Here is a 17017-nt window from a genome sequence, read left to right on the forward strand (position 1 = left end):
AAGCTCAAGGACGACATCATCACCGCGGTGAAGTCGCTCTCGCTCAACAACAACCGCATCGAGGCGCTGGTCGAGCAGCTCTACGACATCAACAAGCGCCTGATCGGCCATGAGACGCGCCTGCTGCGCCTCGCCGAGAGCTATGGCGTGGCGCGCGACGACTTCCTCAAGCAGCATGTCGGCGGCGAGCTCGACCCGAAATGGGTCCTGCGCGTCTCCAAGCTCGGCTCGCGCGGCTGGAAGGAGTTCGTCGCGGCGGAACTTGAGCGGATCAAGCAGCTGCGTGAGGAGGTGCATACGCTCGCCTCCGAAACCGGCCTGGAGATCCAGGAATTCCGCAAGATCGTGTTGATGGTCCAGAAGGGCGAGCGCGAGGCCCGGCAGGCCAAGAAGGAGATGATCGAGGCGAACCTGCGCCTCGTGATCTCGATCGCCAAGAAGTATACGAACCGCGGCCTGCAGTTCCTCGACCTGATCCAGGAAGGCAATATCGGCCTGATGAAGGCGGTCGACAAGTTCGAGTACCGTCGCGGCTACAAGTTCTCGACCTACGCGACCTGGTGGATCCGGCAGGCGATCACCCGCTCGATCGCCGACCAGGCCCGCACGATCCGCATTCCGGTCCACATGATCGAGACGATCAACAAGATCGTGCGGACCTCGCGCCAGATGCTGCACGAGATCGGCCGCGAGCCGACTCCGGAGGAACTGGCCGAGAAGCTGGCCATGCCGCTGGAGAAGGTGCGCAAGGTCCTGAAGATCGCCAAGGAGCCGATCTCGCTGGAAACCCCGATCGGCGACGAGGAGGATTCGCATCTCGGCGACTTCATCGAGGACAAGAACGCGATCCTGCCGATCGACGCCGCGATCCAGTCGAACCTGCGTGAGACGACGACCCGCGTGCTGGCCTCGCTCACGCCGCGCGAGGAGCGTGTGCTGCGCATGCGCTTCGGCATCGGCATGAACACCGACCACACCCTCGAAGAGGTCGGCCAGCAGTTCAGCGTCACCCGCGAGCGCATCCGCCAGATCGAGGCGAAGGCGCTGCGCAAGCTGAAGCACCCGAGCCGCTCGCGGAAGCTCAGGAGCTTCCTTGATAACTGACGGCTACGCCGCTTCCCGCGGCACAAGCAAGGCCCGCTTCCGCGCTGCGGAGGCGGGCTTTTCTTTGGCGCTCTCCCATCGGCCAGCCGATCTCCTCCTGCGAATGAAGGATGCTGTCGCGTCCGTGGCTGGTCAGTCTGCGGCCGCTCGATGATCGGGCAGGCGGGTCGATCATCGAGCGGCCGCCTTGTCCCAGGAGGCCGCCCATGCTCCCGTTCACCTATGACACCCTCGCCGAGCGCTTCGCCACCGTGCGCCCCTGGGCGAAGAGCGCGGTCGGCGATGCCACCAATCGCTGCGCCATCTGCATGGGCTATACGATGCGGATAACCCCTTCCGGGGACGACGCAACGATCCAGACCATCATGAACGACGAACTCGGGACCTCCTTCCGGGGCGCACGGGCGCTTGCGGGGGGGCCGCAATCCGGTGTTCTGCGCGGTTCGGGCGAGCCGTTGCGGGGGCTCAGCCAGATGCTCTTCATCCGGGCCGCGGAACTGCTGCCGCGCATCCGGAATGCATATGGCAAGCCCGATATCGAAGGCATCTGCAAGGATGTCACGCCCAAGGTGCTCGGCCGCAAGGGCGTGCTCTATCTGGAGAACTGCTACCAGACGACCGGGGACAAGCGGTTGTCCTTCCTGTTCATGCAATGGACCACCGGCGACCACTGGGACCTGTTCGACGGCACCAACATCGTCGCGCAGGAGGCGAAATTGGCCGGCAACAACCATGCCGGGCAGCTCTATTTCTGGCAGGCGCGCTGATGCCCAGGGTGTCGGGACAGGCTGATATCGGGCCTTGATCTTCCCGCGGGAAAGAGGCCTTCTGCGCGCCCAGCCTTTTGGAGGCGCCATGTCCCCTGAATTCCTGCTGACCTCGCTGATCATCGTGGCGTCGCCGGGAACCGGCGCGATCTACACCATCGCCGCCGGGCTGACGCGCGGTTCGCGGGCGAGCGTGCTCGCCGCCTTCGCCTGCACGCTCGGGATCGTACCGCATCTGCTCGCGGCGATGATGGGGATCGCGGCGCTGCTGCATGCCAGCGCGCTCGCCTTCGCCATCGTGAAATATGCCGGCGTCGCCTATCTGCTCTATATGGCCTGGCAGACGCTCAGGGAGCATGGCGCGCTCAAGGTCGAGACCAAGGCCGATGCGCGCTCGGCCTGGCTGGTGCTGCGTGACGGGCTTGCGCTCAATCTGCTCAACCCCAAGCTCTCGATCTTCTTCGTCGCCTTCCTGCCGCAGTTCATCGCGGCCGACGAGGCGGGCCCGATGGCGCAGATGCTGGAACTCTCCGGCGTGTTCATGGCCATGACCTTCATCGTCTTCGCGCTCTACGGGCTCTTCGCCGCGGCGATGCGCGACAAGGTCATCAGCCGCCCGGCCGTGATGGCCTGGCTGCGCCGGAGCTTCGCCGCCGCTTTCGTCGCGCTCGGCGCCAAGCTCGCGCTGACCGAGCGCTGATGGCGCGGCAGACGATCCTGAGCGTCGAGACGCGCGGGCCGGGTGTTTACGAGTTCACCGACCGCGTCGCCGCCTTCGTGAAGGCAAGCGGCGAGATGAGCGGCTTGCTGACGGTGTTCGTGCGGCACACCTCCTGCTCGCTGCTGATCCAGGAGAATGCCGACCCTGACGTGCGGCATGACCTCGATGCGTTCTTCCGCAGGCTGGTGCCGTCGGCCGACGATCCGGCGATGGCCTATCTCGTCCATCGCGACGAGGGGCCCGACGACATGCCGGCCCATATCAAGGCGGCGCTGACGCCCGTCTCGTTGTCGATCCCGGTGATGGACGGGCGCCTCGCGCTCGGCACCTGGCAGGGCATCTATCTGTTCGAGCACCGCCAGAGGCCGCATCGGCGCGAGGTCGCCCTCCACCTTTCCGCGTGAAGGATCAGGCCGGGGGCGCGACGACGAGTGCGACGAGGCGCCGGACGACCGGCAGGACGAGGAGCAGCGTCGGGAAGGCGACAAGCCAGGACAGGGCCCAGGCGCCGGGCCAGGTCTGGAGGAACGCGGCGTTGAAGCCGAGCGCCTTCACGGTCGAGATGCCGGAGACGACGAAGGTCATCAGCACGGACAGAAAGAACGGCATCACCACGCCGGCGTAGCGGGCAGGGAGGCGCGGGTAGGCAGAGCTTGTCATGTACAGGCTTTCGCAAGGGGCAGGCCGTTCGGACGCATCCGATACGGCTCATGCCGGATGGATGCGCTGCCTGACGTGAGACGCTTACGAACGGGTCGGAAAGCCCGATCGCGGCTCCATAGGGAAAGCCTCGGCTGCTGCCAAGCGATTTCTGGAGCATTCGCCGGTTGGCAGCGGCGGTCGTCGGGGCTACTTGTCCCGCATAGCCCTGACGCCCGGTTCGAGGAGCGCCCGCCATGTCCTTCCTGAAATCGCTGTTCGGCGGCCGCAAGCCGGCCGGGGAGAAGTCCGCCGGCCCGGTCAAGAGCATCGAGCACAACGGCTTCACCATCCATGCCACGCCCTATCAGGAAGCCGGTCAGTACCAGCTCTGCGGCGTCATCGAGAAGATCGTCGACGGCCAGACGAAGAGCTATCGCTTCATCCGGGCAGACCGTTTCCCGGGGCAGACGGAGGCCGCCGATTTCACCCTGGTGAAAGGCCAGCAGATCGTCGACATGGAAGGCGATCGCATCTTCCGCTGAACGGCTGAAACCAGGCGCCTGCCGCTGGCGCGCGGCAGGGCTGTCCCGCATGCGCTTGCCCGGCGGATTCCAGGCGCTAAAGCTGCCCGGAGAAGAGCCATCTCCGACGATGTGGCCGCTGAGGAAGCATGTCCCAGGACGCCGACCGCTATCAACCCGATTCTTCCTATGCCTGGCTGAGGCTCGCCGTCGCGCTGGTGATCGGCACGATCGCCTGTGTCGGCTCCTGGTCGGTCGTCGTCGTGCTGCCGACGATGCAGGGCGAGTTCGACACGCTGCGAGCGGGTGCATCGCTGCCTTATACCCTGGCCATGCTCGGCTTCGGCGCCGGCAATATCGTGATGGGCCGGATCGCCGATCGCTACGGCATCATGGTTCCAATCGTGATGGGGGCTGTTCTGCTCGCGGCGGGCTATGCCGCCGCGGCGATGTCGCAGTCGCTCTGGCAGTTCGCGCTGGCGCATGGGCTGCTGATCGGCATGGGCAGCGCCGCCGGCTTCTCGCCGCTGATCTCGGATCTGTCGCACTGGTTCCGCAAGCATCGTGGCCTCGCCGTCGTCTGCGGAGCTTCGGGCAGCTATCTCGCCGGGGTGTTCTGGCCTCAGGCCATCACCTGGGGCATGGCGAACCATGGCTGGCGCGCGACCCATTTCGGCATCGCGATCGTTTCGCTTCTGGTGATGCTGCCGCTGGCGCCGTTCTTCCGGCGCCAGCCGAGCGCGGCGACGTTTGCCGCGGCCGAGGCGAGCAGCGCCGGCGCGCGTGGCGATCTCGGCCTCAGCGCCGGCCAGCTTCAGTTCCTGCTCTGCGTCGCCGGCTTTGCCTGCTGCGTCGCCATGGCCATGCCGCAGGTCCATATCGTCGCCTATTGCGGCGATCTCGGCTATGGCGTGGCGCGCGGCGCCGAGATGCTCTCGCTGATGATGCTGCTCGGCATCATCAGCCGCATCGGCTCGGGCTTCGTCTCGGACCGGATCGGCGGCGCGGCGACGCTGGCGCTGGGCTCGCTGATGCAGGGCGTGGCGCTGTTCCTCTATCTCTGGTTCGACGGTTTGCAGTCGCTCTATGTCGTGAGCGGCATCTTCGGCCTGTTCCAGGGCGGCATCGTGCCGATGTATGCCGTCGTGATCCGCGAATACCTGCCAGCCAAGCAGGCAGGCATCCGGATCGGGCTGGTGATGTCGGTGACCGTGCTCGGCATGGCCTTCGGCGGCTATCTTTCCGGCGTGATTTTCGATTATTTCAGCTCGTACCGGATGGCCTTCCTCAATGGACTTGCCTGGAACCTCGTCAATCTGAGCATCGTCTGCTGGCTGATGATGCGGGCGCGGCGGTCGATGCCGCCGGTTCAGGTCGCGGGCTGAGCAGGCCGATAGGTGCCGAAGCACCAGACATGGCCCTCCGGGTCCCGGCAGATGAAGTCGCGGCTGCCATAAGGCTGGTCGGTCGGTTCCATGCAGATCTCGGCGCCGGCCTTGCGGGCGCGCTCGCAACGCGCGTCGATCTCGTCGGTGGCGATATAGGGCGAGGCGGTGGTGCCGCCGAGTTCGGCGGGGCGTGAGACCAGCTTGCCGAATTCGTTGCCCTCGGAGGAGCCGAGCATGATGAAGCTCGCGCCCATCCGCAGTTCGCCATGGAGCAACGTCCTGCCGTCCTCGGAGTAAAAGGCGGCGTGCTTTTCGAAGCCGAAGGCCTCGATCAGCCAGTCATACATCCGCGGCGCATCGGCGTAGCGCAGCGAGATGATGATCATGGGCTCGGGTTTGGGCGTGTCGGCGCTGGACATGGTGTCGATCCCTGTTCGCGAGGCTTCCGGATATTGTCGGCGACGTGGCAGGCAATGCAAAGCGCCGCTTGCGCGGCTGCCGTAGCGCCAGCATCATCGGCCAAGCGGATTCTCCGCCTGCCTGAAGGACGCCCATGACTTCTGCCGCCGACGGACCCGAGGACGCCCCGCGCGGGATGCTGACCGTGCGCACGATCGCCATGCCGGGCGACACCAACGCCAATGGCGACATCTTCGGTGGCTGGGTCATGTCGCGGATGGATCAGGCCGGCGGGATCGCGGGCGTCGACCGGGCGCAGGGACGCGTGGTCACGATCGCGGTCGACGCGATGACCTTCTTCCGGCCGGTCAAGGTCGGCGATGTCCTCTCCGTCTATACCGAGATCGAAACCATCGGGCGGACCTCGATGAAGATCCATGTCGAGGCCTGGGCCAAGCGCTTCCGTACCACGCTGCACGAGAAGGTCACCGACGCCACCTTCACCTTCGTCGCGATCGACGAGGAGGGGCGCCCGCGGCCGGTGCCGAAGCTCGAAGGTTAACCGAACTTAACCTCCTCTAACGCCTCATGAATCCCTCGGCTGTCGGAGTGATTCAAAAGAATCCACTTTTAAGCGTTCTTTAAGCGCATTCGGAGGATGCTGCGCTCCAGATCGGGGATACACCCCGGCCGGGGGACTTCCATGGCCTTTTTACGCCGCATGCGGATCCAGCCGCCTGGCTTGCACGCCGGGGGTGGGAGGGGATTCCCGCGACTGCCGGATGATCCGGGCTGCCTCAGGGTGAATCTGAGCGGGTCGCTCTTCCTGTTTCCCGAACTCCCCTCCAGCGTTGCGTGAATCCGGAGTACGACGTCATGACGAAAGCCAAGCCCGCGCGTAAGGGCAAGCCGTTGCGGATCGGTATCGCGCCTCGCATCTATGCCGCCCTCGGCGTGATGACGGCCTTGACCATCGTCTCGTCCTCGGTCGCGTGGTTCTCCTATAACAGTGTCGATCAGACGGTGGACGACCTGGTCGGGCAGAAGATGCCCGTGGTCGAGCTCGCGCTCGAACTCTCGCAGGCGGCGACGCAGTCGACCGCGCTTGCGGCCCGCTTCAGCGAGATCTCGACCCTTCAGCAGCGCGCGGCCCTGACCGGTGAGCTCGATGGCGTCGAAGCGCGCCAACTGGAATTGCTCCGGCGGATCGCCGAGCAGGGCAAGGTCGACAAGTCCAAGCCGCAATCGGCGATCGACGACCTGGCCCGCCAGATCAACGACATCAACGATCTGACGGGAGAGCGGCTGCGCAACGCCGCCGACACCTCCGCGGCGCTGGCCGCCCTGTCCAAGGCCCGCGAGGGTTTCAGCGCCATGGCCGATTTCGAAACGGCCGATGCCCAGTTCAACGTCAAGATGAACATCACCAGCGCGGCGCAGCTCACGGGTGCCGAGTTCGACGCCGCGTTGTCCAAGGTGCTGGATAAGGATCTCTCGTCGCTCCAGACTGCCCAGTCGCTCCAGCTCCAGATCAGCGAGACGGTCGGCCTGCTGCGCGAGATTTCCCAGGTCGACAGCGCCGAGAAGCTTGAATTCGCCAAGTCGCGCCTCAAGGCACAGCTCGGCCAGGTCCGCGGCCTGGTGATGGCGGCGGACATGCTCCAGGCCAACCCGGCGCGTGGCCAGGCGGTCAATGCCGTTACCGATCTCGGCGAGGGCGCCGGTGGTCTGGTCGCCATCCGCGAGCGCGATCTCGCGACGCAGGCCGCTATCGCGGCCGGACTGAAGAATCTCGACCAGGCGGCGGAGAAGGTTCGCCGCGAGGTCGGCGAGCTGGTGGCTTCGGCGCGCAGTGGCGCGATCGCCGGCCGTGACTCGACCAAGACCATGATCGAACGCAGCGAGCTGACGCTGGCGGCGATCGGCATCGCCTCGCTGCTGGTCGCGCTGGCGCTCTCCTTCTTCTTCGTTCGCCCGATGATCGTCGGCCGCCTCAACCGGCTCTGGGCTGCGACCAAGGCGATCGCCGACGGTGCGCTGGAGACCGTCGTCGACACCAAGGGGAATGACGAGATCTCCGATATCTCGAAGAGCGTCCTGCTCTTCCGCGACAATGCGGTGGCGCTGCGTGCCGCCGAACTCGCCAAGGTCGAGGACGAGGCGCGGGCGCAGGAGCAGCGCCGCGAGATGATGCGCGAGCTGGGCGAGGCCTTCGGTGTCGTCGTCGCGGCTGCCGCTGCCGGCGACTTCACCCAGCGCGTCGCGGCGCAGTTCGCCGATCCCGAGCTCAATGCGCTCGCCGGCTCGGTCAACACGCTGCTGGAGACGGTCCAGACAGGCCTGTTGGAAACCTGTGACGTGCTGGCGGAGCTGTCCGCCGGCCATCTCTCGACCCGGATCGAGGGGATGTATCAGGGCGCCTTCGCCGAGCTCAAGGACGGCACCAACGCGCTGGCCGACGAGTTCGAGAGCACGCTTGCCCGCCTCGCCGAGACGGTTTCGGCCGTCCGCAGCGCGACCAGCGAGATCCTCGACGGCGTGACCGATCTCGCCGAGCGCACCAGCGAGGAGAGCAACGCGGTCTCGATGGCGACCAACCAGCTCGGCGCCTTCGCCGGCACGGTGAAGAAGACCGCGAGCGAGGCCGCGCAGGCGACCGGAATGGCGCAAGGCGCGGAAGAACGCGCACAGCAGGGCGAGAAGGTTGTGGCCTCGGCGCTCGAAGCGATGCAGCGCATTCGCCAGTCCTCGAGCAAGATTTCCGAGGTCATCGCGATGATCGACGAGATCGCCTTCCAGACCAACCTGCTGGCGCTGAATGCTGCGGTCGAAGCGGCGCGTGCCGGCGATGCCGGCAAGGGCTTCGCGGTGGTCGCGACCGAGGTTCGCAGCCTGGCCAAGCGCTCGGCGGACGCCTCGAACGACGTGAAGAAGCTGGTCGAGGCGGCGCATGGCGACGTCAAGGTCGGTGTCGGCCTGGTCGAGGAGACCTCGGCGATGTTCGGTGCGATCGTCTCCTCCGTGAACGAGCTGACGGGCCTGATGAACGGCATCTCGCAGACCGCCCGCAGCCAGGCGAGCGACGTCTCGGCGATCAACACCGAGATCGACGGGATTGGCACGATGGCACACCAGAATGCTGCGCTGGTCGAGGAGACCAACGCCGCGCTCGCGCTCACCGACGAGCAGACCCGGGCGCTGACCGAGCATATCGGCCGCTTCACCTTCCGCCAGGGCCATGCCGCGGAAGAGCATGGCGAGCGCAGGCACGCAGCCGCGGCCTGAGGGGAAAGACGGGGCCGCCGCGCCCCCTCGAATCGAAAGGGCCTCCCGGCTTGCCGGGAGGCCCTTTCGATTCCCGCTTCATGTGCCTTGCTAGCCGGGCAGCGGCGATGCTAGGCGAGGAGCGGGCCGGTAGCTCAATGGTTAGAGCTCGCTGCTCATAACAGCGCCGGTGCCGGTTCGAGTCCGGCCCGGCCCACCATTCCTGGAATGCTTGATCACGCACCCGAGATAATCGGGGTGGTTCATCGAGTCGCTTTCTTCGACGCCTGATTCTCCTCCCTGCCAGAGGATGGATTTCAGGGGGGGACCAATTCTGCGGAGGAAGCGCTTCATCGACCAGATCTGCGACGCCGACGACGATGCTCCGCGGCCTGCGACCTCAGCCCTCGGCAGTTCGAGGATCAACATGCCCGGCTCACGATCAAAACCGTAGCCCGATCCCTCTCTACTCCCAGGGGCGCACTCCATCTGCCCATCCGATCCGAGCAGCCCCACGGCTCGACGCCGCCATCAGAGGCAGATCCACCGCTGCGCCGTCCGCAGCTATCCCGATGCTGCTGCCTCGCAGGGGCGGGCGCGCGCCGCAGCAGTTTAGAACGTCGCACGGCCCCCCCCGGAGACCTACTCCTTCGGGGGATATCTTGCGGGCGGCAGGCCACCGTGCTCCAGCCGCCGATGGTAGTCCTCGGAGGTTGCAACGTAGTCGTCGAGAAACGACTGCAGCCGAACCCGCTTGTTCCCCAGTTCGAGCTGCTGCTGTTCGTCGCTGGTTTCGAGCCCGACCAACTGGGCGTCGAGCAGGGCGATCTGGTTCTCGATCGCTGCAATTACGGCTTCGGTCGTCTTGCGATCAAAAGCGGGGGCGGAGGCACCTCCCGGAAACGCGTCCTTGGGGCTTGGCATGAGCTTGGATTCCCATGTTTCTAACATATGACGTCCGATCGCTGCGTAACAGGGGCCCTGGGGAGCGGTCTTGCTCGCCGGACGAAACGCAGGGGCCACGCCCCGACCTGCACGCCAACTCATCCGCGGATAACGCTATCCGAGAGACGTTTCAAATCAACGGGCGACGTTCTCAAGATCAGAGCTACTGCAGCGAGATGGCTGCAACTGGGCAAGACGAGGGGAGTACGCGGACAGGGAGACTGGTAGCAGATCAGAGCGACAGACGCATGGCAAAGTCATCCGCCTGCCAGTTTCCCACATAATAGCGCGGCAGCGTCAGCGGGTGCTCGCTCGCTCTCACCTTGCGCTTCTCGGTCGTCACGGCCGCGGAAATCCCAGCGGATGCCGCCGCGTGAACGGCCCTGGGATCATGATGGCCATAGGGATAGGCGAAGCTCGTCGGAGCTTCCCCTGTCAGGGCAGCGCAGGCGCGGCAGCTCTCCGCGATCTCGGCGTGCTGCGCCGCAGCGGGGAGCGCGGTCAGCGAGGCATGGCTGACCGTATGGGCGCCAATGTCGAACATGCCCTTTCTATGCCACTGCAGAATCTCCTCCGGCGTCATCAGGCGGTCGCTCGAAATATCTTCCCGGCCGCCGCGGATCTGACGCGCCAGATCCTCCACGACCGCGTCGCGCGCAGCGGAGACCAGGGGGCGCACCGCTTCCGAGATCCAGCCGTAGGCTCTTGCTCTCGAGCGGGCGCTGCCCTGTTCGATCGCGATTCGATGGCGACGCCCGGGCAGAGCCACCTCGATCTCGGCCGGCAGCGTCTCGCTGGCGAGAAGAAGACGGGCGAGGACGTCCCACCACATATTCGTGACGGTTCCGATCGTCCCGGTGGCCAGGAAAATCGTTGCCGGGCAATCAAGCCTGGCGAGCACGGGCAGGCCGTTGTGGAGCACATCCGCATAACCGTCGTCGAAAGTAATGACAGCCGTCCCGTCGACCGGCAGGCCACGGGCGCGGCGCTCGGCAAGCCAGCCGAGAGGCACGATGGTTCGCCGCGCTTTCAACGCCTCGATCTGCTGCGCGAGGTTATCGGCGGTAACGGCCAATTGCGCGGGATCGCAGGGCGGCGCCCCGACCCGGTGGTACATCAGGATGATCGGCCCATCCCGCGGCGCCAGCAGGCGCTTCAGCAGGTTCGAGGCGCGCTGGACGATCATGCCCGGCCGACGGCTGCCTGCCGCCTGTCCGCGAGGAGATCGTCATAGACTTTTTCGATGCGACCGATGACGGATGCTGCCTGGAACAGCGGCGCGCGGCGGGCGCTGCCTTCTGACAGACGCTGCCGCAGCCCGGCATCGCCTATGACATCGGTCAGCGCTGCGGCGAGCGCCGCGACATCGCCGGGCGGGAACAGCAGGCCGGAGACGCCAGACTCGACCAAGTCGGTGTTCCCGCCGATCGCCGAAGCGAGGACCGGCTTGCCGAAGCTCATGGCCTCGATGATCACGGTTGCGCAGGCCTCGCGCAGCACCGATGGCACGACCCCGACCAGGCAGCGCTGCCATGCGGCGAGCACGTCCTCATGCGGCCAGCTCTCGAACAGGTGAACGCCGGGCGGGAGCTCCGCCGGCGTATCCGGCAGCCGCCGCCCGATCAGGACGAGCGGCGGGGGCGCGCGCAGGTTGCGGTAGGCGTCGAGCAGGGTGCCGACCCCCTTCAGCAGCATCAGGTCACCGACGAAGAGAATGAAGGGCTGCTGCGGCAGAAGACGGGTCCGCTCATTGGGAGCGGGCGAAGCCTCCAGGTGATCCGGCACGAAATTCGGGATCACCTGATGCCGCAACCCGGCCAGGCGGTTGTCGCGTGCGACCGCCTGGCTGACGGCGATGAAGACGTCGATCGCACGCCTTCCGAAGGGCCGCATCGCCGAGAGCCCCGCATAGGTCACGACCCCCTTCAGCGCGCCGTAGTGATCGCTCGCGCAGGGCAGGCACTTTCCCAAACCCGGTCCCGTGCACGGGGTATAGGCGCGCATCAGATTTTTCTTCGCGCAGATCAGGCTGTAATCGTGCAGCGTCAGCACGAGCGGGATGCGGAACAGAGCCTTCAGCGGCAGGCACGCATATACCATCCAGTTATGCGCATGTATGATGTCGGGCCGGACCTCATCCACCAGCTGTTTCATTGCCAACGAGAGTTCCGGGTCGGGAAGAGGCGGGGCATGCGTGCGTTGGCTGTCAGCGTGAAGTCCCGACATGCGCCGAATGGTCGCGGGCAGCCGCCTAATCTTGACGCTTCCGTTGTTGTCCCGAGCGGGAAATCCGTTCTGCGCGAGTGTCGCCACCGTCACATCATGGCCGCGCGCCGTCAGACCATGGGCAAGATTTCTGACATGGCGCTCTTCACCGCCGATGATCGGCGGATAGAACTGCGTTGCGAGGAGAACGCGCATGGCTCCTCCGGTTTGACCGGCATGGATGCAGCGAATGCTGAGCGCGAGACCCACAGCCGATTCAACCGTATCACATGGTTGCTTCAAATGTCGGTATAAAAAGCTAAGGTAACTGGAGTTCTCTGAAGAGAGGCCCCTATGCGCGAGGCAGGGACAGGTGTCTTCATCACTCGTCTGCTTCACCGCGCCTATGGCAGCCTGAGATCTGATCTCTTCGCGCAGGGCTATGTCCTCGTCGCCAACCAGCTTCTGTCCGCGGCGCTCGGCCTCGTCTACTGGGCCGTTGCGGCGCGGTTGTTCGCCCCGCCGGAGATCGGCCTCGCCTCCTCGACGATCTCCGGGATCATGCTGCTCGGCATGGTCTCTGAACTGGGCATCAAGGCAGCGCTGACCCGCTATACCGCCCAGGTCGGCGCATCGTTCCGCGGCTTCGTGATCGCCTGCTACAGCCTGAACGTCTTGGCCGGCATTGCTGTCTGGGCCGTGCTCTCGATCTCGGGGCTGATCACCTACATGATCCCCCATATCGGCGAGAACCGGCTTCCGCTTCTCGCCGCCATCGTCATCTCGACGCTCTTCTACGTCCAGGATGGTGTTCTCGCCGCCTGGCGGAAGACCTGGATCGTCCTGATCGAGGGCCTGCTCTACAATCTGGTCAAGCTCGTCCTGCTGCTTGCTCTGGCCCGGTTCGGCGCCAACGACCCCATCGTGCTGTCATGGTTCGCGCCGATGCCCTTCTTCCTGGCAGCGGTCAGCCTGATCGTGTTCAATCGTTCCCTGCATCAGCGCGCGATCGACAGCCATGATCGCGAGAGCGCGGCCGACTACCGGGAACTCGTCTCCGTCGTTGGGTACGACTATATTGGCGGCCTCCTCAATGAGGCCTCGATCCGGCTTCTTCCCCTGATCGTCTTCAACGACCTGGGCGGCGCCGCAGCGGCGTTCTTCTTCCAGGCCTGGCTGATCGCCAACACGATCCGGCTGGCATCGGGTAGTCTGACGACGTCCTTCACCGTGGTCGTCGCTGCTTCCCCGCAAACTCTCGCGCGCAATGGCCGGCGCGCGCTGGTCCACCTCCTGCTTCTTGTCGTTGCGGCGGTGGCCGGGCTTATCCTGACGGCGCCGTTTCTGCTGTCGATACTCGGCAAGGCCTATATCGAGAACAGTGTGGGGATACTGCGCCTGCTCGCCCTCTCCTCGATCCCGATGGCCGTCAATCTCTGGTTCATCGCCTATGCCCGCCTCCGCGGCTGGGGGCGTTCGATCATGATCAACTATGCCATCCAGGGCATCGTGACCGTGGCGGCGACCTTGCTTCTGGCTCCTCACTTCGGCCTGGAAGGCGTCGGGTTCGGCTGCATCCTGGGACAGCTGGCAGCGATGCTCCAGACGGTCGGAGCACTGAGGGAAGTGTTCGATGCCGGGCCGACGAGCTCGTCCGGCTTCAGCAACGCCTCGCAGTTGCTGCGGCAGGTCGATTGGCGCTTCCTGACCGAGAGACCCTGGCCGGCTCGCGCAGCCTGTGTTGATCCGGAGGTCGGAGAGGCTCTGAAACGCTGCGGAGCCGATGTCGTGCCGCTCGGCAGCGCCGGCGCTCAGTGCGAACTGGCTTTCGTCGGCGATCTGTCCGCTGCGACACTTGCCGCTGCCTCCTCGTCGCTGGCTTCACACGGGGCGCTGTTCTGCAGAACCCGCTTCGTGCCGGTGTCGCTGGCGCGGCGGCGCCTGCGACGGGCCGGCTTTCTCCTGCAGGGCGTCTATGTCGGTATCCCTTCGGTCCGCCGTCCCCGCTTCTTCCTCTCGATCCCGCCGCGCCGACAAGTGGTCGATTTCCTGGTCGCCCGCGCATTGGGGGAGCCGTCCTGGCCAACGCATCTGCTCTCGCGGCCGCTGGGTTGGCTGCTCCGCATGCTGGGCGCGGCGGGCGCCCTGCCGTCTGTCGGCCTTGTCGCCATCCGAGGGACGCGGGACGAGGCCGACGCCGACGCGACGGTCCGCTATTGCGAGCTCGGACTGGAGGGCCTCGTGACGACACCCGGCCAGCAGGCCATGAGTGCCGTCTGCGCGTTTCGGTGGAGCGAAGCGCAGGAGGACTTGCCGCACATGGTGGTCAAGCGCGCACGCACCCAACAGGGAGAGGCTCTGCTCGAGCGCCGCGCCGACATCCTCACACGCCTCGCCGAGCTTGACCTCGATACTGCGGCCGAGGTGCCGCGCCTCGCATTCCTCCAGCGGGTAAGAGGATCGCTCAAGCTCGGGGAGAGCTTCGTCAGCGGGCGGGAGCTGTCGCCGGGGACGATCGGTGAGTTTGCGGAACTCGCTGAGCGGATCACCGACTTCGCCATCCGACTCGGCAGGGCAACATTGGCACCGCCGGCGGCGCGCAAACTGTCGCCCGTTTGCCTCGTCGATCACCTCGAACGACAAGGCCTGTGCGAGCCGCAGATGGCGCAGATCGCCAGGTTGAGGCTGGCCGCAGTTGAAACGCTCCCCTGCGTGCTCACGCATAACGATCTGACACCCTGGAACGCCGTCACGAACGGGAAAAGACTCGGTATCATCGACTGGGGGGAGGCCGATGAGGCAGGCGTCCCCGGGGTCGACCTCGTCTGCATGCTGTTCCATCTCGCGTTCCGGAGCATTGCGGCCGACGAGCGGCAGGCGATGGCTCCGGCTTACCGCTCACTGCTCGACCAGCCGTCGAGCGAAGGGGAGATCATCCGCGCCTGCCTCATGCGCTATGTCGAGGCTCTGGGCATCGATCCTGCCACGCTGCCGCTCATCCGCCTGCTGACCTGGCTCTATCACGCGGAAAGCGAACTCGCCTATGTCGAGCAGGAGTTCGGCCTGTCCGCCATCGGCAAGCTGAAGGAAGGCAGTGCGATGCTCGGCCTGCTTCAGGTCGAATTGTCTCCTGTCGGCGAAGGCGAGAGAGCGGGTGTGCCCGGTGCCGGGCAAGGGAGGGCGACCTCGTCGGACTGACGCTGCGCGGCCGGCATTTCGGGCCAGCGCGGCCTCCAGCCTCGATCTTCCGACAAGCAGATGCAAACCTGCGGAATCTACGCGTTCCCCTCGAAAGACGGGGTGGTCTCCCGCCGCGCTGCCGGAACAACCCTGGCTCCCGCATAGCCCAGCGTCGCGGCCGCGAGGCCGAGCATGATTGCTGCGGCACGACCCAGCGCGCCTCCATCCAGACGTGTCAGGCCAGTCAGCAGGGCCTGTGCGGCAGAAGGGATGAGGCTGCTCAGCACATAGCTGCGTTCTGTCTCGAATGCGGCGCCTGATCGCATCAGGGCGCGCAGTCGGCCCTTTGACAGACCTTCGGCATAGCAGCGGATCAGGAAATATCGCCAGGTCAGCCGCGCTGCCGGCACCTTGTGATCGACCAGAGCACCTTCGTCGCGCACGAAACCCTGTCCCGGAAAGCGTTCCAGGGCGCGGATGCAGAGCTCGGTCTCTTCGCAGCTGACGGGGATCCGGCCTTTCCCCCTGCCAAGTACCTGCGAGAAGGTTCCGCAGACGACGAACACCTCGCGGCGAAACAGACAGGCCGCGCCGGTGACGTTGCGGACATTGACGATGCGCCCCGCCGCCGGCTCGTGCGTGCAACCCACCGTCCAGAGATAGGCGTCAGGGAACCAGCGCGGACGCCGGCCGATCCAGTCGGGCCGGATATTGGCCGTCGCGCCGAGCGTTCCCGGTTGTCGTGCTGCCGCCGCCAGCCTTGCGATGACGTCCGGTGCGATCACCGCGTCGTCATCGATGAAGGCGACGAACGCGCCGGTCGATTCCGCTATCCCCGTATTCCGTGCGGTGGAGAGGCCCTGTCCGAGTTTGTTGGGGACCACGTTCACCCCGGCGAAGCGAGCCCGGGCCCGTTCCAGCAAGGCGTCGTTGTTGTCGATCACCAGGGTGATCTCGCCAGGCTCGGGTCTTTGCGCCAGGAGCGAGCCGATCGTTTCGCACAGATCGTTCCAGCGCGCCTCGGAATAGGCGCAGACCACCACGGAGATGCTTTCCGCGGCCATGCCACCTAATCGCTCGGACTGGGGCCGCGTCCTGTCTTTGCTCATTCGTCCGGCTCCTTCTCGATCCGGCCTGCTGCCAAGACGTCACCGATCGTGACATGGGTGCGCCGCAGGACGCGGTTCTCGGTGTCGAAAAGCAGGGCTTCGATGCGTTCGGGCGCCTGTTCTGGCGTGGGCGGGATGATGAAGCTGCGCGTGACCGTCTGCCCTGGCTTCAGGATCATCGGGGTTCCGACATGGATCAGTCTCCGCTCGCCGCGGATCTCGAGTCTCACGACACGCTCCTGCAGGTCGCCGTTATGGAGTCCGACACGCAACTCCGCGGCGTCGTTCCTCAGACGCATCCAGAGCTCCAGGACCTCGAACGGGCGATAGAAGTGCTCCTGCCATGCGGCGAGGCCGACCGAGCCGATGGTCAGGACGAGCGCCAGAACGAAGCCGCTCAGGGCGATCACGTCGATATGGGGGCGGTAGGAAAGGAGCCGAAGCCGCTTCGCCGACCCTGCCGGCGCAAGCCACGCGAGCAGCGCCATCGCGCCGCCGGTCGCGATCAGCCAGCCCGTTTCGTCAAGCGCTCCGAACGGATTGAGGGCGAAGCCGCAGGCGATCAGGATCGTCCAGCTCAGCGCGATGGAGAAAAGCAGTATCTCGAGACCGCGCAACTCGATGCGGAGCGCCCTGAGCAGCAGCCATCCCGGGAAAAAGGACAAAACAGGAATAACCAGCAAGGCGCTCAGCGGCGCGAGCGGCTTGTTCTGCGCGCATAGCCAGACGGCTCCCGCCCACAGCAGCACGAGCCCGATCCGCTTCACTGCGG

16 protein-coding genes and 1 tRNA gene are annotated in these 17017 nt (G+C 65.7%); 10 read left to right on the forward strand and 7 right to left on the reverse strand.

Translation table 11 applies throughout. The features are described from left to right. The 4 genes from rpoD to J0I42_RS19865 form a co-directional block, all read left to right on the forward strand. On the forward strand, positions 1–1104 hold a 1104-nt coding region (gene rpoD / locus J0I42_RS19850; protein ID WP_291657353.1), incomplete at its 5' end, for an RNA polymerase sigma factor RpoD. A 206-nt stretch (positions 1105–1310) separates the two neighbouring features. Continuing rightward, complete coding sequence (locus J0I42_RS19855) at positions 1311–1871, forward strand: hypothetical protein (protein WP_291657355.1); 561 nt, start codon at positions 1311–1313, stop codon at positions 1869–1871. A gap of 88 nt (positions 1872–1959) precedes the next feature. After that, positions 1960–2571, forward strand: coding sequence for a LysE family translocator (locus tag J0I42_RS19860; RefSeq protein WP_291657357.1), 612 nt, complete (start codon positions 1960–1962; stop codon positions 2569–2571). After that, positions 2571–2996 (forward strand): secondary thiamine-phosphate synthase enzyme YjbQ, encoded by a 426-nt coding sequence (locus J0I42_RS19865; protein WP_291657359.1) that lies wholly within the window; start codon positions 2571–2573, stop codon positions 2994–2996. The genes J0I42_RS19860 and J0I42_RS19865 overlap by 1 nt, the downstream gene beginning before the upstream one ends. 4 nt (positions 2997–3000) lie before the next feature. On the opposite strand, the gene J0I42_RS19870 is transcribed toward J0I42_RS19865, so the two are convergent. Continuing rightward, positions 3001–3252 (reverse strand): DUF2798 domain-containing protein, encoded by a 252-nt coding sequence (locus J0I42_RS19870; RefSeq protein ID WP_291657361.1) that lies wholly within the window; start codon positions 3250–3252, stop codon positions 3001–3003. Between the two features lie 236 nt (positions 3253–3488). Between J0I42_RS19870 and J0I42_RS19875 the strand changes: the two genes are divergently transcribed. Together J0I42_RS19875 and J0I42_RS19880 are read left to right on the forward strand one after the other, a co-directional pair. Next, positions 3489–3776: an HlyU family transcriptional regulator gene (locus J0I42_RS19875; protein WP_291657363.1), complete on the forward strand. Its 288-nt coding sequence runs from the start codon at positions 3489–3491 to the stop codon at positions 3774–3776. Between the two features lie 128 nt (positions 3777–3904). Continuing rightward, on the forward strand, positions 3905–5140 hold the full coding sequence (locus J0I42_RS19880; RefSeq protein WP_291657365.1) for an MFS transporter: 1236 nt from the start codon (positions 3905–3907) through the stop codon (positions 5138–5140). Here the strand turns inward: J0I42_RS19880 and J0I42_RS19885 are convergent. Then, entirely contained in the window at positions 5125–5562 is a 438-nt protein-coding gene (locus J0I42_RS19885) for a VOC family protein (protein WP_291657367.1), read from the reverse strand. The genes J0I42_RS19880 and J0I42_RS19885 overlap by 16 nt on opposite strands. Before the next feature lie 134 nt (positions 5563–5696). Here J0I42_RS19885 and J0I42_RS19890 point away from each other — a divergent pair, with 134 nt between their 5' ends. The 3 genes from J0I42_RS19890 (at position 5697) to J0I42_RS19900 (ending at position 9026) form a co-directional block, all read left to right on the forward strand. Next, complete coding sequence (locus tag J0I42_RS19890) at positions 5697–6104, forward strand: acyl-CoA thioesterase (RefSeq protein ID WP_291657369.1); 408 nt, start codon at positions 5697–5699, stop codon at positions 6102–6104. A gap of 314 nt (positions 6105–6418) precedes the next feature. After that, complete coding sequence (locus J0I42_RS19895) at positions 6419–8827, forward strand: methyl-accepting chemotaxis protein (protein ID WP_291657371.1); 2409 nt, start codon at positions 6419–6421, stop codon at positions 8825–8827. Between the two features lie 123 nt (positions 8828–8950). Further along, a tRNA-Ile gene (locus J0I42_RS19900) sits at positions 8951–9026 on the forward strand. Positions 9027–9448: 422 nt separating this feature from the next. On the opposite strand, the gene J0I42_RS19905 is transcribed toward J0I42_RS19900, so the two are convergent. From J0I42_RS19905 to J0I42_RS19915, 3 genes are all read right to left on the reverse strand, one after another. Further along, a complete protein-coding gene (locus J0I42_RS19905; protein WP_291657373.1) occupies positions 9449–9730 on the reverse strand; it encodes a hypothetical protein in 282 nt (93 codons plus the stop codon). Positions 9731–9983: 253 nt separating this feature from the next. Beyond that, positions 9984–10937, reverse strand: coding sequence for a polysaccharide deacetylase family protein (locus tag J0I42_RS19910; RefSeq protein ID WP_291657375.1), 954 nt, complete (start codon positions 10935–10937; stop codon positions 9984–9986). Next, positions 10934–12226 carry a glycosyltransferase family 4 protein gene (locus J0I42_RS19915; protein ID WP_291657378.1) on the reverse strand — a complete coding sequence of 431 codons (1293 nt, stop codon included), beginning with the start codon at positions 12224–12226 and terminating at the stop codon, positions 10934–10936. Before J0I42_RS19915 ends, J0I42_RS19910 begins: the two co-directional genes overlap by 4 nt. An 84-nt stretch (positions 12227–12310) precedes the next feature. On the opposite strand from J0I42_RS19915, the gene J0I42_RS19920 reads away from it, so the two are divergent. Beyond that, positions 12311–15154: a phosphotransferase gene (locus J0I42_RS19920; RefSeq protein ID WP_291657380.1), complete on the forward strand. Its 2844-nt coding sequence runs from the start codon at positions 12311–12313 to the stop codon at positions 15152–15154. A gap of 77 nt (positions 15155–15231) precedes the next feature. Here J0I42_RS19920 and J0I42_RS19925 read toward each other — a convergent pair whose 3' ends face one another. Then, a complete protein-coding gene (locus J0I42_RS19925) occupies positions 15232–16179 on the reverse strand; it encodes a glycosyltransferase family 2 protein (RefSeq protein WP_291657382.1) in 948 nt (315 codons plus the stop codon). A gap of 62 nt (positions 16180–16241) precedes the next feature. After that, the gene (locus tag J0I42_RS19930) at positions 16242–17012 is read right to left on the reverse strand and encodes a hypothetical protein (RefSeq protein ID WP_291657383.1); all 771 of its coding nucleotides are present in this window, start codon (positions 17010–17012) and stop codon (positions 16242–16244) included. Between the last annotated feature and the right edge of the window lie 5 nt (positions 17013–17017).

It is taken from the genome of Allobosea sp. (assembly GCF_017308015.1).
Lineage (GTDB): Bacteria > Pseudomonadota > Alphaproteobacteria > Rhizobiales > Beijerinckiaceae > Allobosea.